The organism is Mesorhizobium sp. BHscii, from assembly GCF_053848065.1.
In genome coordinates this window covers 47,352-62,332 of sequence record NZ_JBSPKW010000011.1, presented here as the reverse complement: position 1 = coordinate 62,332, position 14,981 = coordinate 47,352, and the positions used below count along the sequence as shown (strand labels likewise).

The following is a 14,981-nucleotide window of genomic DNA, read 5'->3' as shown; positions in this document are numbered from 1 at the left end:
TGAGCTGGACTAGTCCAGAGTGCGGCGGAACCGCACCAGCGCCACGCTGGCAAACAGCGCCACGAACACGACGAGCCAGCCGATTTCGGTTGCGACCGCCGGCAGGTCGGCGCCTTTCAGCATCACCGCGCGGATGATGCGAAGGAAATGCGTCAGCGGCAGAATCTCGCCCAAGATCTGCGCCCAGCCAGGCATGCCGCGATAGGGGAACATGAAGCCCGACAACAGGATCGACGGCAGGAAGAAGAAGAAGGTGAGCTGGAGTGCCTGCATCTGCGTGCGCGCCATCGTCGAGATGGTGTAGCCGAGCAGCACCAGCGCCAGCACGAAGACCAGAACCGCCGATAGCAGCAGTGACAACGACCCGGTGAAGGGAACGCCAAACAGCAGCTTGGCCGCCGCCAGCACCACCACCACTTGAACGGCGCCGACCACCAGATAGGGCAGCACCTTGCCCAGCATGATCTCGAGCGGGCTAGAGGGCATCGCCAGAAGATTCTCCATCGTGCCGCGCTCGGTCTCGCGTGTCAGCGCGATCGAGGTCATCATCACCATCGTCATCTGCAGGATGACGCCGAGCAGGCCGGGCACGATGTTGTATTGCGAAATGCCTTCCGGATTGTAGCGTCGGTGGACAACGACCTCGAGCTGCCCTCGGGCGGTCTCGGCGGCCGTCTCCTGCATGCCGCGCGCCCGGAGCAGCGCCTGGTTGGCGACGGTGCCGAGCGTCGAGATGGCGCCGCTGGCGACCGCCGGGTCGGTCGCATCAGCCTCGATCAGGATTTGCGGCTGGTCGCCGCGCTCGACTCGCCGGGCAAAATCGGCGGGAATGGTGACGACGAAGGCGACGTCGCCACGCGCCATCAGGAATTCGGCCTCGGCGGCACTTTGCACGACATGGTCGAACCTGTAATAGCCGGTGGTCTGCAGCGACGAGACCATGGCCCGCGTGTAGGGATCGCTGCTCATCGCCACCAAGGCTGCCGGCAGGCTCTTCGGATCGTTGTTGATGGCGTAGCCGAACAGCACGAGCTGCATCAGCGGCACGCCCAGCATCATGGCGAAGGTGATGCGGTCGCGCCGCATCTGGATGAACTCCTTGATCAGCAGCGCGCCGAGCCTGGCGAATGAAAAGACGCTGTTTATCCCGTTTCTCATCCCATGTTGTCCTTCGAGTCGGACATGAACTGGATGAACACATCCTCAAGGCTGGTTTCGCCTGGCGAAACCGTGACGCCTTTGTGATGTTTCTCGACATCGGCAAGTGCTGCCTTAAGCGCCTTCCTGTCGGAGCCGACGACATGCAGCGTCGCGCCGAACGGCGCCACCTGGTCGACGCCGGAGCGGCCGCTGAGTGCGGCAGCAACCCGATCGAGATGCGGGCCCTGCGCGACGAAGGTCGTCAGGCCGGCATTCCTGACCACCTCGTCGACCGTGCCGGTGGCCAGCATCTTGCCGTAGGAGATATAGCTGATGCGATGGCAGCGCTCGGCCTCGTCCATGTAATGCGTGGAGACCAGAACGGTCAGTCCGCCGCTGGCCAGCCCATGGATCTCGTCCCAGAATTCGCGCCGCGCCTTCGGGTCGACGCCCGCCGTCGGCTCATCGAGCAACAGCAATCTGGGCTTGTGCATGATGCATGCGGCCAGTGCCAGCCGCTGCTTCCAGCCACCGGACAGCGTACCGGCCAACTGGTCCTTGCGCGAGGTGAGGCCAAGATCTTCCAGCGTCCTGCCGACATGCTCGTTAAGCGGCTTCAACCCATAGAGCCTCGCCACGAATTCAAGGTTCTCGGCGATGGTCAGATCCTCGTAGAACGAGAATTTCTGCGTCATATAGCCGACTTCACGCTTGATCCTCAGACTGTCGCTGCGGATGTCGAAGCCGAGCACCGTGCCTTCGCCCTCGTCCGGCGTCAGCAGGCCGCACATGATGCGGATGGTCGTCGTCTTGCCCGAGCCGTTCGGGCCGAGGAAGCCGACGATCTCGCCTTCGGCCACCGTCATCGTCACATGGTCTACGACGGTCTTGTCACCAAAACGCTTGACCAGGCCATGGACATCGATGGCGTTCATTTGCCCATATCCGCCAGATCGACATCGACGATCTGCCCCGGTTGCAGCGCGCTGGAGTCGCCCTCCGGCCGCGCCTCGACCAGATAGACCAGCTTCTGCCGGGTCTCGAGCGAGTAGATCACCGGCGGCGTGAATTCCGGGTCCGGCGACACATAGCTGATGCGCGCCTTCACGTCCGGCCCGCAGCCGTCGCAACGAACATTAAGCAGCGTGCCGACTTTCACCGACGAGAACGCACTTTCCGGCACATAGACGCTGAGCTTCACAGCGCCGTCCGGCAGCATCGAAATGACCGGCGCGGTCGGGCCGGCCGTGTCGCCCGGATTGCGGATCACATCGTTGACGCGGCCGGGCGACGGCGCCGCCAGTACGCGCTTCGACAGCCGCCAGCGCGCTTGCTCCAGCGTCGATTGCGCTTGGCTGACCTGATTCTCGGCCGCCTTGATCGTTTCGGGCCGTGCCGGCAGGCCGCCGACGGCGAGATTGGCTTCCGCCTGGCCGACCTGCGCATTGGCTGTCTCCAGCGTGGCCGAGGCGGTGTCAAAATCGGCCTGCGTGCCGGTGCCGCGTTTGAACAGGTCGCTGGCGCGGGTGTATCTGCGTTTGGCGTCGGCGGCCTGCGCCTTGGCCATGTCGACCTGCGCCTTGAGCACCTCAATCTCTTCCGGCCGCTTGCCTACCTGCAGGTCGGCGAGTTGCGCCTGCGCCTGCGCAAGGGCCGCCTCGGCTTGCGCGACGGCTATTCTTGCATCGGCGCTTTCCAGCGTCACCACCGGCGTGCCCGGCACGACGCGGTCGCCGCGCTTGACCGAAATCGTCTCCACCTGCGCCACCTCGATCGGCGCGAGCAGCACATAGTCGCCCTCGACATAGCCGACGGCGAGTGGTGCCGCTGGTGCGCAGGCGCTGAAAAGCAGAGCGGCGAGCGGTAAAGAGCAGAGGAAACTCATGACCTACGATCCTTCCGGGCGGCCAATATGGCACCAAGGTTGTCCGTCACCGTCGCCGCAATCTTGACAGCCTCGGCGTTGCCGATCGCGCGCCAGCCCATTCGGCGCATCACCGCCTCGCGACCGATGCGGAAATAGACGACTTGGCCGATCAGCGTGAACACGGTGAGTCGGGTAGCCTCGCTTTCGGCCGGCTCGCCCGTCGCCTGCTCCCAGACCAGGCAGAGCCGGCGATGCGTCGGCTCGAACACGCCGTCATAGATGCGGTCGAGTGCAGCCGTCGGATGCGAAAGTTCACGTAGGACGAACTGCACGATCTCACCGGCCTCCGGCCTAGCCACGACGAAGGCCACCATCCGCTCCAATGCGGTGAACAGTTGTGCCCGCGCCGCTTCGGGGTCGCCCGCCTCTGAATCGCTCGGCGCCCGCAGATTGCCGATCGCCTGGCCGGCAATGGTCTGGATGGTGTCGACGATATAATCGGCCGCTGCCGCGCGAAGCCCTTCCTTGCCGCCGAAATGATAGGCGATCGAGCCGATATTGGCCTTGGCTTCAGCCGCGATCTCTCGTGTCGAGGTACCGTCGAAGCCTTGTCGTCCGAACAGCTTCAGCGCCGCGCGGACAAGTGCCGCGCGCGTCATGTCGGCGGGAGACGTCTCGCGACGTGGAATTTTGGCGTTCGTCAGCTTGGCCATGATTTGCAATTTAATCAATCGAATGATTAAAGTCAACCTAAGCCGTCTCCACCTTGCCATCTCCAGCAGCAGGCGCTTTAGTGCGAAGCCATGGTCAAGGAAATCGAGCGCAAGTTCCTGGTCTCCGGCAATGAGTGGCGGGATTTGGTCGAAGCGGACATCCGCATTCGCCAGTTCTATCTCGCCGCCACACCGGACCGCTCGGTGCGCGTGCGCGTCAGCAACGGCGCCTCGGCAAAGCTGACGCTCAAATTCGGCAGCAAGGTCCGCGAACGCGACGAATTCGAATATCCGATCCCTCTGGCGGAGGCGGAAGAGATGCAGGCCTTCGCGATCGGACATGTCATCGAGAAGACACGCCACCATGTTAGGCATCGCGGCCATCTCTATGAAGTCGATGTCTTCGGCGGGATGCTTGCGGGGCTGGTGGTTGCCGAGCTCGAGACGCCCGAGGACGTGCCGGACGAAATGCTGCCAGACTGGCTCGGCCGCGAAGTTACCGGCGAGCAGAGGTTCTATAACGCGTCGCTCGCCCTCGGGGGGATTCCGGAGATCGCCGCATGAGTTATCGCATCGATCCGCGCCTGCCGTTGACCGGCGAGGTCAGGCGCATCCTCGCCGAGGAGATCGGCAAGGCGCTGGTCCACCTGGACGCGGCGCATGACAGGCCGGAGCAGGCGCTGCACAAATGCCGCAAGCGGCTGAAGAACGCGCGTGCCTTGCTGCGCCTGGTCCGTTCCGGCGACGAAACGTTCTGCCTGACCGAGAACCAGTGCTACCGACAGGTGGCAGCGCTGCTTGCCGGTCCGCGCGAGGCGACCGCGCTGGTTGAAACCATCGACCGGCTGGCAGCAAGCTTTCCCGAACAGAGCGGCGGCGGCGGTCTCGATGCGGTGCGCGAGACGCTCGTCGCGCGTCAGCACGAATTGCATGGCGGTGTCGGCCTCGACGCTGCAATAACTGCCGCGATTGCCGCTTGCGAGGAGGGCATCAGCCGGATCGATATGCTGGCCTTGCCCGACCAGCCCGAACAGGCCGCCGATGTGCTTGCCGAAGGCGCCCGCATCACTCTGCGTCGCGCCAGAAAGGCGCTGGACAAGGCAAGCTCCCGCGGCGGGGCCGACGATTTCCACGATCTGCGCAAGGCAGCAAAGACCCACGGCATGCATCTGTCGTTGCTCGGAAGGCTGTGGCCGATGCCGATCAAGGCCCGGCGCAAGGCGGTCGACGAACTCGGCGAAAGACTGGGCGAACTGCATGATGTGTTCGTCCTGCGTACGCTTCTCGATGCCGACGACCGGCCGCTCGGCTCTCCTCAAGAAACGCGGCTCTTGAGCAAGCTGTTGAAGCGCTCGGAGAAAAGCCTGAAAAAGACCTGTCTCGCCGCGGCAGCCGATCTGTTCGGCGACAGCCCCAGGCGCTCGACAAGGAAACTCGCGCGCAAGGCGCGCGACGATCTGGCCGCTGCGTCGCAGGAGGACGCTGCCGCCCGGCGGCTGATTGGCGCTATTGCATTTAGCGAATAGCCTCTCACCCGAATTGCCAACCGAATTGCGAAGGGCAATTCGGGACAGTCAGACCGACCTGCCGCCCTTTTTCCGCGTCGTCAAGCCGACGCTGGAATACGGGTTCGACCACTGGCCGTGACGTGGGGCGGCAAGGCCGCCGAATAGCGGGGTTTTGCCTGGCCGCAGACCGGGTGGATTTCAGTTTTGGGATGACGCCGCCTTACTCCAGCTCATGCGGCCTTTCGATCGGAGCGCCGGTGCCCCACAAAGCGCGCGCGAGCAAGTTCCGTCTGCCCTTGCGCGAAACAAGGTCGATGTCGCTGACAAGAATCGCGCCGCCCTCGCGCCGCTCCAGGGTGATCTTGCGGCTGTGGTAGGCTTCCAGTTCGGCGCGGTGCGCCACGCTGATGATGGTGACATCAGGCAATTCGTCGATCACCGTCTCCATCATCTTGTCCTGGCTCTTCTCGTCGAGTGCCGACGTCGCTTCGTCCAGCACGATGATATCGGGACTGTGCAAGAGCAGACGTGCGAAGGCGAGCCGCTGCTTTTCGCCGCCCGACAAGATCTGGTCCCAGGGCGCGTCTTCCTCGGTCTTGCCCTTCAGATAATCGAGGCCCACCTTGTCGAGGGCGACGATGATCTCGGCAATCGTCCAGTTGTCGGCGGGGGCGGGATAGGCGACCGCGCGGCGAAGCGTCCCTATCGGGACATAGGGGCGTTGCGGCAACATGAACAGCCGGCTGTCGGCATGGAAATCGACGCTGCCGCCGCCCCACGGCCACAGACCCGCGACGGCCCGCACCAGCGTGCTCTTGCCTGTGCCGGATTCGCCTGAAACCAGCACCCGCTCGCCCGGCTCGATCTCGACCTCGGTCTCCTTGACCACGCCGGTGCCGTCGTCGAGCGACACGGAGAGATTGTTCAGGCTGAGCATCGCACCGTCTTCGGTTTCGCCGTGCTGGATGCGGCCCAGGTTGTCGCTCTGTTCCGCGCGCTCGAGCCCGTCGAGCGACATCATCAGCGAGGCTATGCGCCGCGCGGAGGCGTTCCAACCGGCAAGACGGGGGTAGTTGTCGACCAGCCATCCGAACGCGCCCTGCACGATGGCGAAGGCGGAGGCAGCCTGCATGACCTGCCCGAGGGTCATGCTGCCTTCGAGAAATTTTGGCGCGCAAAGCAAGATCGGCACGACCGGCGCAAACAGGCTCGACCCCTGCGACACCAGCGCCGTGCGCATGTGCTGGCCTGTAAGCAGCGCCCATTGCCCGAGCACATAGGCGAACGTTTTGTCGATGCCGCTGCGCTCCTCCTCCTCGCCGCCGAGCAATGCGATGCTCTCGCCGTTTTCCCGCACGCGCGTTAGCGTGTAGCGGAACTCGGCTTCCGCCTGATTTTTCTCCTCGGAGAGATGGACGAAATGGCGGCCAATGACCACCATCGAGGTGGAGGTGATGGCGGCATAGATCACCGCGGTGACGACGAGAAAGCCGGGAATGGTGACGCTCGAACCTCCGATCGGCAGGGTCAGCGCGCCGCCGATCGTCCACAGCACCACGATGAAGGTCGAGGCCGACAGAAACGCGTTGAGGACACCGGCGATGAAATCGACGGGCGATTCGGTAGCAATCCGCAGATCCTCCGAGATGCGGGCTTCGGGGTTCGTGTGGTCGCCGGCGACGAGGTTCAGCTGATAATACCGGCCGTTGGCGAGCCAGCGCGCGATGACTGATGTGGTGAGCCACGAACGCCAGCGGCGCTGGATCGTCATGCGAAGATAGACCTGTGCTACGACAAGGCTTCCGCTTCCGAGTACGAGCGGCACGAACACGGCGCTCAGGAAATAAATGGTGCGGGCGTTGCGTTGCTCGATGGCGTCGAAAATCGCGCGGTTCCAGACATTGATCCCATACTGGAAACCGACATTGACGCATATCAGGATCAACAGCCCGATCGTGAGCGGCCAGGCGAAACTGTCGCCGCGCCGGCTCCAGTAACCGCGCGCGCTGATCCAGAAACGCCTTAGCAGATATTTCTTGCGCGCCCGCTCGGCCTCTTCGGGGCTCAGCTGTGGATTGGGTTCGACGGCTTCCGGCGGCGGCGCGGCTTCGCCGACGACCTCGGACGCGGCTTCGGCAGTCGATGCCTTCTCTTCCCTCGATTTCTCCTGACGCGGTGTCTGGGCATCGCGCGATCTGGAGCCGTCGACCGATCTCGGTTTGGATTTCGCCTCGGACATACGGCCGACAACGGCCCAAAAATCAAAAGGTTTCATGATGCCCGCTCGATCCAGCAGCCAGCAGCGCCAAGGCTCTCCCGGTGTTCCAATACTCGCAACAGTCGCGCCTATGGTCGTTCTCGAATGACAGCCTTTGACCTGTCGAGTGTCGGCCATGGATCAAAGTGACATTCAGCAATGGGATAGCTTGTGCCAACAGGTGGCCACCGGCCGGCAAATCCTGGTTGCTAATCCGTCTCTGGTTTGCCCTTCAGTTGCGCCCGCGCATCCCTGATCGAGGCGGCGTATGTCACAAGCGGCCGCTTGACGCCGTGGTTGATCAGCATGCGACGTGTCTGCGGCGAAGCGCCTGATATGATGAAGCGCACGCCGGCGCGCCTGGCCTTGTGCGCGGCGCCCTCGATGACATTGGCCGCCGTCGAATCGAAGAACGGCACCGCCGAGCAGTCGAGGATGAAGTTCCGGCGCTGGTCGGCGATGCGGTCGAGCACCGCACCGACAGTCGAGGCGGCGCCGAAGAAGAAGGCGCCCGAAATACGGTAGAATTAGCGTAGCGTCGTTCTGAACGGCCGTTTCAGGCGCCGTCGCTCTGCCCGCGCCATCGCTGTAGCGCCCATGCGGCCAGCCAGCACAGCATCGCCCAGGCGAAGCCGGCGCACCAGCCGGCCAGCACGTCGGATGGCCAATGAACGCCGAGATAGACGCGGCTGATGCCGACCAGCAGGGTCGTCAGCACCGCCAGCGACAGCACGTAAATCTTCGTCGTTCGCCCAGGCAGGAAGCGCGACGCCATGCTGCCCAGTGTCAAATATGTCACCGCCGACAGCATCGCATGGCCGCTCGGAAACGAAAGCGATGCCACGTCGGCGAGATGCGAGACCAGATCGGGGCGCGGCCGGTCGATTCCGAGCTTCAGCGTGCTCGACAGGGCCTGCCCGCCCGCCACCGCGACGAGGACGAGAAACGCTGGTCCCGGCTTGTGGATCAGCAGCAGATAGACGATCACGGCGGCCGTGATCAGCACGAGCACGGTGGCGCTGCCGAGGCTGGTGATGTCGCGCATCGCCCCTTCCAGCCATAGCGGTCCGATCGGATTGTCGGGCTGGCCCGCTTCACGGAAGGCGAGCAGGATTTCCGTATCGAAGGCGTGCGGCGTGGTGTCTCGCGCCACCTCCATCAGTTCCTCGAACCCCCACAGTCCGCCGGCGATGACCAGTCCGGCCAGCAGCACCGGGAATTCGATCCAGTTGAGCAGCTTTCTTGCGGTATTCTTCATCGGCCCTCGCAGTTACGGCCTTTGCAGATAGGGACCGAGCGTGATCAGCGCCACCGCTGCGACGGCGAGCACGATGCCAGTGGCCTGCAACGTATTGACGCGCTCGCCGAAGAACACCAGTGCCACCACGTTCACCGACACCAGCTGGATCACCGCCGACAGGCTGAACGACACCGACATGCCGAATTCACGGATCAGCCTCAGCATGATCAGATTGCCCGCCGAATACAGCGCCAAAGTCAAAACGATCTTGCCGAAGCTCGGCGCCAGTCCCCATTGCTTGGCCGCCGTCGCTGCCAGCAGGAAGATCACCGTCGAAATGCCGAGCTGCCCCAGTCCCCAGAAACTCACTTTTTGTCCCTCTCGACGCGGTCCTTCCGCGCCTGCCGCTGATCTTGTTTCCGAAGCGCCGGTCGCGGTCAAGCGAGGCTGATCATGGACACGAAATCGGGGCTGGAAATTGGCCGGCAACGTCATCAAACTGTGATCTGCCGGCGATACGCGGTCAGTCAAGCAGCACGCTCAAGCCATCCCAAAGAAAGCCAGAGGCAAGCCCATGACAGAACGTCGCTCCCCCGACACCCATTTCCGCACCAGCCTGCTCGAGGAAAACGATGGGCCAGGAACCAATCCCACCGACAACCAGACAATGGGCGAGATCATCGCCGCGCGGTTCTCGCGCCGTGGCTTCCTGCAGGGATCGCTCGCGGCAACCGCCATCGCCGCCACCGTCAGCCCGCTGGCGCTGATCCTCGCCGACGATGCCCGCGCAGCCGGCGGCTCGGCCTTCAGCTTCGACGAGGTCGAGGCGGGCGTCGATGACAAGCATCATGTCGCCGCCGGCTACGACGCCGACGTGCTGCTGCGCTGGGGCGACCCGCTGTTCGCTGATTCGCCGGACTTCGATCCGGCAAAACAGTCGGCCCAGGCCCAGGAAAGACAGTTCGGCTACAACAACGACTATGTCGGCTATATCCCGATCGACGGCTCGGCCGAGCATGGTCTGCTGGTGGTCAACCACGAATATACCAATCCGCATCTGATGTTCCCGGGCCTCGTCACCATCGTCGAGGGCGAGGCCAAGCAGGCGCCGCTGAGCAAGGAACAGGTCGATATCGAGATGGCCGCGCATGGCGGCACCATCGTCGAGATCCGCAAGGTATCAGGCAAATGGCAGGTGGTGCGCGACGGCAAGCTCAACCGCCGCATCACCTCCAACACCGAGATGGCACTGTCCGGCCCCGCCGCCGGCCACGACCGGGTCAAGACCAGTGCCGATCCGACCGGCACGAAGGTCTTCGGCACCGTCAACAACTGTGCCGGCGGCGTCACGCCCTGGGGCACCTACGTCATGGCCGAGGAAAACATACACGGCTATTTCTCGGGCGAGCTGCAGGAAGGCCACAAGGAAGCCGCCAACTACAAGCGCCTGGGGATTCCCGAAGGCGCCTATGAATGGGCTGCGCATTACGACCGCTTCGACATCGGCAAGGAGCCGAACGAGCCGAATCGCTTCGGCTGGATCGTTGAGGTCGACGTCAACGATCCGACCTCGGTGCCGCGGAAGCGCACTGCCATGGGCCGCTTCAAGCATGAGGGCGCTGAATCGATCGTCGCCAAGGATGGCCGTGTCGTCTTCTATCTCGGCGACGACGAACGCTTCGACTATGTCTACAAATTCGTCACGGCCGGCAAATTCAACGCCGAGGACCGCGCCGCCAACATGGATCTCCTCGACGACGGCACGCTCTATGTCGCCAAATTCGCCGAGGACGGGTCGATCGAATGGCTGCCCATCGTCTTCGGCCAGGGCCCGCTGACGGCGGAGAACGGCTTTGCCAGCCAGGCCGACGTGCTCATCGAGACGCGCCGTGCCGCCGATCTGCTCGGGGCCACCAAGATGGACCGCCCCGAGGATATCCAGCCGAATCCGACGACTGGCAAAGTCTACGTCATGTTGACCAACAATTCTAAACGCAAGGCCGAGCAGGTCGACGCCGCCAACCCGCGCGCCGAAAACGCCTTCGGCCACATCATCGAGATCGTCGAGGACGGTGGTGATTTCACTGCCACCAAGGGCAAGTGGGAAGTGCTGCTGAAATGCGGTGATCCCGCTGTGGCCGAAGTCGGCGCCACCTTCTCGACCGCGACCACCGCCAATGGCTGGTTCGGCATGCCGGACAATTGCGCCATCGATGCGGCCGGCCGGCTCTGGGTCTCGACCGACGGCCAGGGCCCGAAAGCCACCGGCCGCACCGACGGCCTGTGGGCGGTCGACACCGAAGGCGAGGCGCGGGCGACATCAAAGCTGTTCTTCCGCGTGCCGATCGGTGCTGAACTGTGTGGCCCGCTATTCACGCCCGACGACCAGACCGCCTTCGTCGCGGTTCAGCATCCGGCCGATGGCGGCGAAGACTGGGAGGCTTTTGGCCGTCCCTCTTACTACGAGGACCCGTCGACCCGCTGGCCTGACTTCAAGCCCGATATGCCGGTGCGGCCGTCGGTCGTCGCCATCACCAAACAGGGCGGTGGCAAGATCGCGGTCTAGAGATCATCGCGCTCCCAGGTCCACGCTGGTAAATCGTTGGGGAGGGGTTTTGGCTCGACCGAAGCCCCTCCTTTTTTATGCCCGCTTGCCAATTTATTCCCAATTGCCAACGGCTTCCGTTCAATTCTCGCTGCCACCAATGATTCGAAGCCCGCGAGCTTGCGGGTATCCCAATTCCGAAGCGCGGCACGCGGAATCTCGACCGTGCCCTCCTTGCGCAATCATTTCGACCGCCTGCTCGAGGGCGCCGCGCCCAAGGTCACCCGGCAGGAGCTGACCCATGCCGAGCGCCTGGCGCTGGTCCGCCGGCATGGCGATTTCTCGCTCGCCTATTCGACCGCCGTCCAGGGCAATCTTTCAGGGGATGCCGGCCTAGCCCACGGCTCAGCGTGCTGTAAGCCGGTCAGTTCCGCAGCCGGTAGCCGGTCCTGAAGATCCACGCGACGATCGCTATGCAGATAAGCAGGAAAACGACGGTCATGCCGAGGCTGATGCCGATCGAGACGTCGGATTTGCCGTAGAAACTCCAGCGAAAACCGCTGACCAGATAGAGGACGGGGTTGAACAGCGTCACCGTGCGCCAGATGCCGGGCAGCATGTCGATCGAATAGAAGCTGCCGCCAAGGAAGGTCAGCGGCGTGATGATCAGCAACGGCACCAGCTGCAGCTGCTCGAAGCTCTTCGCCCAGATGCCGATGATGAACCCGAACAGGCTGAAGGTCACCGACGTCAGCACCAGGAAGGAGAGCATCCAGAACGGATGCTCGATAGTCAGCGGCACGAACAGCGACGCGGTCGCGAGGATGATCAGGCCGAGTATGATCGACTTGGTCGCCGCACCGCCGACATAGGCAATGATGATCTCCAGATAGGACACCGGCGCCGACAGCAATTCGTAGATCGAGCCGACGAATTTCGGGAAATAGATGGCGAAGGAGGCGTTGGAGATCGACTGCGTCAGTAGCGACAGCATGATCAGCCCCGGCACGATGAAGGCGCCGTAGCTGATGCCGTCGATCTCGGTGATGCGCGAGCCGATGGCCGAGCCGAAGACGACGAAATAGAGCGATGTCGAGATGACAGGCGAGACGATGCTCTGCAGCACGGTCCGAAAGGCGCGCGCCATCTCCATCTTGTAGATCGCCCAGACTGCTCGCAGGTTCATGCGTCCTTCCTCACCAGATTGACGAAGATCTCCTCGAGCGAGCTGTTTTGCGTGTCGATATCGCGGAACTGGATGCCGGCCGTCTCAAGGTCGCGGAGCAGCGAGGCGACGCCCGGCCGTTCGCTCTGGTTGTCATAGGTGTACGTCAATCGATCACCGTCCGGCGAAAGCTCCAGCGCGTAGCGCGAAAACGTCTCGGGTATGGTGGCGAGCGGACTGCGCAATTCCAGCAACAGCCTTTTGCGGCCGAGCGTGCGCATCAGTTCGGCCTTGTCCTCGACCAGCACGATTTCGCCGCGATTGATGACGCCGACGCGGTCGGCCATCGCTTCGGCCTCCTCGATATAGTGTGTGGTCAGGATAATGGTGACGCCATCCTCGCGCAGCCGGCGCACCATCGCCCACATGTCCTGGCGCAGCTCGACGTCGACCCCGGCTGTCGGCTCGTCGAGGAACAGCACTCTCGGTTCGTGCGACAACGCCTTGGCGATCATCAGCCGCCGCTTCATGCCGCCGGACAGGGTGATCGCCTTGGCGTCCTTCTTGTCCCACAACGACAGGTCGCGCAGCACTTTCTCGACGAAGGCGGGGTTTGCTGGCTTGCCGAATAGGCCGCGGCTGTAACTGACAGTCGCCCATACGGTCTCGAACGCGTCGATGGTCAGTTCCTGCGGCACCAGCCCGATGAGGCTGCGCGCGGCGCGATAATCCCGGCCGATATCGTAGCCGTCCACGGTGACCGTGCCCGACGAGCGGTTGACGATACCGCAGACGATCGAGATCAGCGTCGTCTTGCCGGCGCCGTTCGGCCCGAGCAGCGCAAAGATCTCGCCACGCTCGATGTCGAGGTTGATCTCCTTCAGCGCCTTGAAACCGGTGGCGTAGGTCTTGGTGACCCCGGAAATGGAAATGATCGATGGCATGGCTGAAAAAAACGGCTGCTTGAAAGGAGAACTGTTGATTTTAGTCCGCTGAATGTCGGTGCGCGCAGCCGGAAGTCAATGGCACTCCTGACAGTTCTGGACATCGGCATGCGAAGACGCATCCAGCGCTGCCGCAGTCCTGCGGCGTTCCGCCTCGCGTGACGCCACGCCGCTTTGACCGTTTAGCGCATCCGGCCTATCTTCTGCGACATAAGCAGCAGCCGGAGCCCACCATGGACCCGCTCATCCTTTCGCGCATTCAATTCGGCGCGAACATCTCGTTCCATATCCTGTTTCCGGCTATCACCATCGCGCTTGGCTGGATGCTGCTGTTCTTCAAGCTTCGCTACAACGCCACAGGCGATACCGCCTGGATGCGCGCCTATTTCACCTGGGTGAAAGTGTTCGCGCTGTCCTTTGCCATGGGCGTGGTTTCGGGCGTCACCATGAGCTTCCAGTTCGGCACCAACTGGCCGGGATACATGGAGACCGTCGGCAACATAGCCGGCCCGCTGCTCGCCTATGAGATACTCACGGCCTTCTTCCTCGAGGCGGCGTTCCTCGGCATCATGCTGTTCGGCTTCCGCCGCGTCTCCAACCGCACCCACACGCTGGCAACCGTGCTGGTGGCCGGCGGCACCACCCTGTCGGCCTTCTGGATCATCGCGCTCAATTCCTGGATGCAGACGCCGGTCGGCTTTGAGATGCGCAACGGCGTAGCGCACGCAACCGACTGGTGGGCGATCGTCTTCAACCCGTCGATGCCCTACCGGCTCGTCCACATGCTGCTTGCCTCCGGCCTGACGGTTTCGTTCCTGATCGCTGGCCTGTCGGCGCTGCGCTATCTCTATGGCGACCGCTCGGAATCGATGTGGAAGGCCTTGCGCACCGGTGTCTTCACCGCGGCGATCCTGATCCCCATTCAGATCTTCGCCGGCGACCAGCATGGCCTCAACACGCTCGAGCATCAGCCGCAGAAGATCGCCGCCATGGAGGCCAACTGGAACACCGGCCCCAATGTGCCGCTGGTCCTTTTCGCGCTTCCCGACGAGGCGGCAAGGGAGAACAAATTCGAAGTCGCCATCCCCGACGGCGCCAGCCTCATCCTCAGGCACAGCGCCAGTGGCGTCGTGCCGGGGCTGAACGACTATGCCGGCAACCATCCGCCGGTCTTCCCGGTGTTCTGGGCTTTTCGCATCATGGTCGGCACCGGCGTCCTGATGCTCGTCGTCTCCTGGTCGGCCGCCTTTTTCCTTAAGCGCCGCCACACCCTGCCGAAACCGCTGGCGCTGGTTATGGTGCCGATGGCGCTGTCCGGCTGGCTGGCGACGCTGGCCGGCTGGTACACCACCGAGATCGGCCGCCAGCCCTGGCTGGTCACCGGTGTGCTCAAGACCGTCGATGCGGTCGGCCCGGTCGCTGGCAGCCAGGTCGCGCTCTCGCTTGCGGTCTATCTCATCCTCTACGCGCTGCTTCTGATCGCCTATCTCGGCGTGCTGGTCTATCTGGCGCTGAAGGCGGCGAAGGACGGCGATACCTCGCCGCTGCCGGGCGTTCTCGATGCGGCGCTGTCGCAGCCGGCGGCGAAATAGGAGCATGGTG

The 14,981-nt window shown here is 63.4% G+C and carries 14 protein-coding genes and 1 pseudogene; 5 read left to right on the top strand and 10 right to left on the bottom strand.

Features of this window, described 5'->3' with window-relative positions; all coding sequences use genetic code 11:
- Window positions 1–9: 9 nt before the first annotated feature.
- The 4 genes from ACWTU7_RS16755 to ACWTU7_RS16740 are packed head-to-tail and all read right to left on the bottom strand — an operon-like array spanning window position 10 to window position 3,720.
- Complete coding sequence (locus ACWTU7_RS16755; RefSeq protein WP_455839314.1) at window positions 10–1,146, bottom strand: ABC transporter permease; 1,137 nt, start codon at window positions 1,144–1,146, stop codon at window positions 10–12.
- An 8-nt stretch (window positions 1,147–1,154) separates the two neighbouring features.
- The gene (locus ACWTU7_RS16750; protein ID WP_455839265.1) at window positions 1,155–2,075 is read right to left on the bottom strand and encodes an ABC transporter ATP-binding protein; all 921 of its coding nucleotides are present in this window, start codon (window positions 2,073–2,075) and stop codon (window positions 1,155–1,157) included.
- Complete coding sequence (locus tag ACWTU7_RS16745; RefSeq protein WP_029347903.1) at window positions 2,072–3,025, bottom strand: HlyD family secretion protein; 954 nt, start codon at window positions 3,023–3,025, stop codon at window positions 2,072–2,074. The genes ACWTU7_RS16750 and ACWTU7_RS16745 overlap by 4 nt, the downstream gene beginning before the upstream one ends.
- Window positions 3,022–3,720 carry a CerR family C-terminal domain-containing protein gene (locus tag ACWTU7_RS16740; protein ID WP_287337514.1) on the bottom strand — a complete coding sequence of 233 codons (699 nt, stop codon included), beginning with the start codon at window positions 3,718–3,720 and terminating at the stop codon, window positions 3,022–3,024. Before ACWTU7_RS16740 ends, ACWTU7_RS16745 begins: the two co-directional genes overlap by 4 nt.
- Before the next feature lie 90 nt (window positions 3,721–3,810).
- Here ACWTU7_RS16740 and ACWTU7_RS16735 point away from each other — a divergent pair, with 90 nt between their 5' ends.
- The gene (locus ACWTU7_RS16735) at window positions 3,811–4,284 is read left to right on the top strand and encodes a CYTH domain-containing protein (RefSeq protein WP_455839266.1); all 474 of its coding nucleotides are present in this window, start codon (window positions 3,811–3,813) and stop codon (window positions 4,282–4,284) included.
- Entirely contained in the window at window positions 4,281–5,246 is a 966-nt protein-coding gene (locus ACWTU7_RS16730; RefSeq protein ID WP_455839267.1) for a CHAD domain-containing protein, read from the top strand. The genes ACWTU7_RS16735 and ACWTU7_RS16730 overlap by 4 nt, the downstream gene beginning before the upstream one ends.
- Before the next feature lie 202 nt (window positions 5,247–5,448).
- Here ACWTU7_RS16730 and ACWTU7_RS16725 read toward each other — a convergent pair whose 3' ends face one another.
- The 4 genes and pseudogenes from ACWTU7_RS16725 to ACWTU7_RS16710 all read right to left on the bottom strand — a co-directional run bounded on the left by ACWTU7_RS16725 (window position 5,449) and on the right by ACWTU7_RS16710 (window position 9,094).
- A complete protein-coding gene (locus tag ACWTU7_RS16725; RefSeq protein WP_455839315.1) occupies window positions 5,449–7,467 on the bottom strand; it encodes an ABC transporter ATP-binding protein/permease in 2,019 nt (672 codons plus the stop codon).
- A gap of 227 nt (window positions 7,468–7,694) precedes the next feature.
- A pseudogene (locus ACWTU7_RS16720) lies at window positions 7,695–8,009 on the bottom strand (sodium-independent anion transporter); the annotation flags it as partial.
- A 32-nt stretch (window positions 8,010–8,041) separates the two neighbouring features.
- Window positions 8,042–8,743, bottom strand: coding sequence for a phosphatase PAP2 family protein (locus ACWTU7_RS16715; protein WP_455839268.1), 702 nt, complete (start codon window positions 8,741–8,743; stop codon window positions 8,042–8,044).
- Window positions 8,744–8,755: 12 nt separating this feature from the next.
- Window positions 8,756–9,094 (bottom strand): hypothetical protein, encoded by a 339-nt coding sequence (locus ACWTU7_RS16710; protein ID WP_455839269.1) that lies wholly within the window; start codon window positions 9,092–9,094, stop codon window positions 8,756–8,758.
- Between the two features lie 205 nt (window positions 9,095–9,299).
- On the opposite strand from ACWTU7_RS16710, the gene ACWTU7_RS16705 reads away from it, so the two are divergent.
- Together ACWTU7_RS16705 and ACWTU7_RS16700 are read left to right on the top strand one after the other, a co-directional pair.
- A complete protein-coding gene (locus tag ACWTU7_RS16705; protein ID WP_455839270.1) occupies window positions 9,300–11,291 on the top strand; it encodes a PhoX family protein in 1,992 nt (663 codons plus the stop codon).
- Window positions 11,292–11,495: 204 nt separating this feature from the next.
- The gene (locus ACWTU7_RS16700) at window positions 11,496–11,723 is read left to right on the top strand and encodes a hypothetical protein (RefSeq protein ID WP_455839271.1); all 228 of its coding nucleotides are present in this window, start codon (window positions 11,496–11,498) and stop codon (window positions 11,721–11,723) included.
- On the opposite strand, the gene ACWTU7_RS16695 is transcribed toward ACWTU7_RS16700, so the two are convergent.
- Window positions 11,695–12,456, bottom strand: coding sequence for an ABC transporter permease (locus ACWTU7_RS16695; RefSeq protein WP_065006435.1), 762 nt, complete (start codon window positions 12,454–12,456; stop codon window positions 11,695–11,697). The genes ACWTU7_RS16700 and ACWTU7_RS16695 overlap by 29 nt on opposite strands.
- Complete coding sequence (locus ACWTU7_RS16690; RefSeq protein WP_029347888.1) at window positions 12,453–13,379, bottom strand: ABC transporter ATP-binding protein; 927 nt, start codon at window positions 13,377–13,379, stop codon at window positions 12,453–12,455. The genes ACWTU7_RS16695 and ACWTU7_RS16690 overlap by 4 nt, the downstream gene beginning before the upstream one ends.
- 233 nt (window positions 13,380–13,612) lie before the next feature.
- Here ACWTU7_RS16690 and ACWTU7_RS16685 point away from each other — a divergent pair, with 233 nt between their 5' ends.
- Window positions 13,613–14,971 carry a cytochrome ubiquinol oxidase subunit I gene (locus ACWTU7_RS16685; RefSeq protein WP_455839272.1) on the top strand — a complete coding sequence of 453 codons (1,359 nt, stop codon included), beginning with the start codon at window positions 13,613–13,615 and terminating at the stop codon, window positions 14,969–14,971.
- The last annotated feature ends 10 nt before the right edge of the window (window positions 14,972–14,981 follow it).

What these genes read in the sequence shown, in the direction of transcription:
- ACWTU7_RS16750 (WP_455839265.1), bottom strand. Translation starts at nt 2,075, where the DNA reads ATGAACGCCATCGATGTCCATGGCCTGGTCAAGCGTTTTGGTGACAAG.
- ACWTU7_RS16745 (WP_029347903.1), bottom strand. Translation starts at nt 3,025, where the DNA reads ATGAGTTTCCTCTGCTCTTTACCGCTCGCCGCTCTGCTTTTCAGCGCC.
- ACWTU7_RS16740 (WP_287337514.1), bottom strand. Translation starts at nt 3,720, where the DNA reads ATGGCCAAGCTGACGAACGCCAAAATTCCACGTCGCGAGACGTCTCCC.
- ACWTU7_RS16735 (WP_455839266.1), top strand. Translation starts at nt 3,811, where the DNA reads ATGGTCAAGGAAATCGAGCGCAAGTTCCTGGTCTCCGGCAATGAGTGG.
- ACWTU7_RS16730 (WP_455839267.1), top strand. Translation starts at nt 4,281, where the DNA reads ATGAGTTATCGCATCGATCCGCGCCTGCCGTTGACCGGCGAGGTCAGG.
- ACWTU7_RS16725 (WP_455839315.1), bottom strand. Translation starts at nt 7,467, where the DNA reads ATGTCCGAGGCGAAATCCAAACCGAGATCGGTCGACGGCTCCAGATCG.
- ACWTU7_RS16715 (WP_455839268.1), bottom strand. Translation starts at nt 8,743, where the DNA reads ATGAAGAATACCGCAAGAAAGCTGCTCAACTGGATCGAATTCCCGGTG.
- ACWTU7_RS16705 (WP_455839270.1), top strand. Translation starts at nt 9,300, where the DNA reads ATGACAGAACGTCGCTCCCCCGACACCCATTTCCGCACCAGCCTGCTC.
- ACWTU7_RS16695 (WP_065006435.1), bottom strand. Translation starts at nt 12,456, where the DNA reads ATGAACCTGCGAGCAGTCTGGGCGATCTACAAGATGGAGATGGCGCGC.
- ACWTU7_RS16690 (WP_029347888.1), bottom strand. Translation starts at nt 13,379, where the DNA reads ATGCCATCGATCATTTCCATTTCCGGGGTCACCAAGACCTACGCCACC.
- ACWTU7_RS16685 (WP_455839272.1), top strand. Translation starts at nt 13,613, where the DNA reads ATGGACCCGCTCATCCTTTCGCGCATTCAATTCGGCGCGAACATCTCG.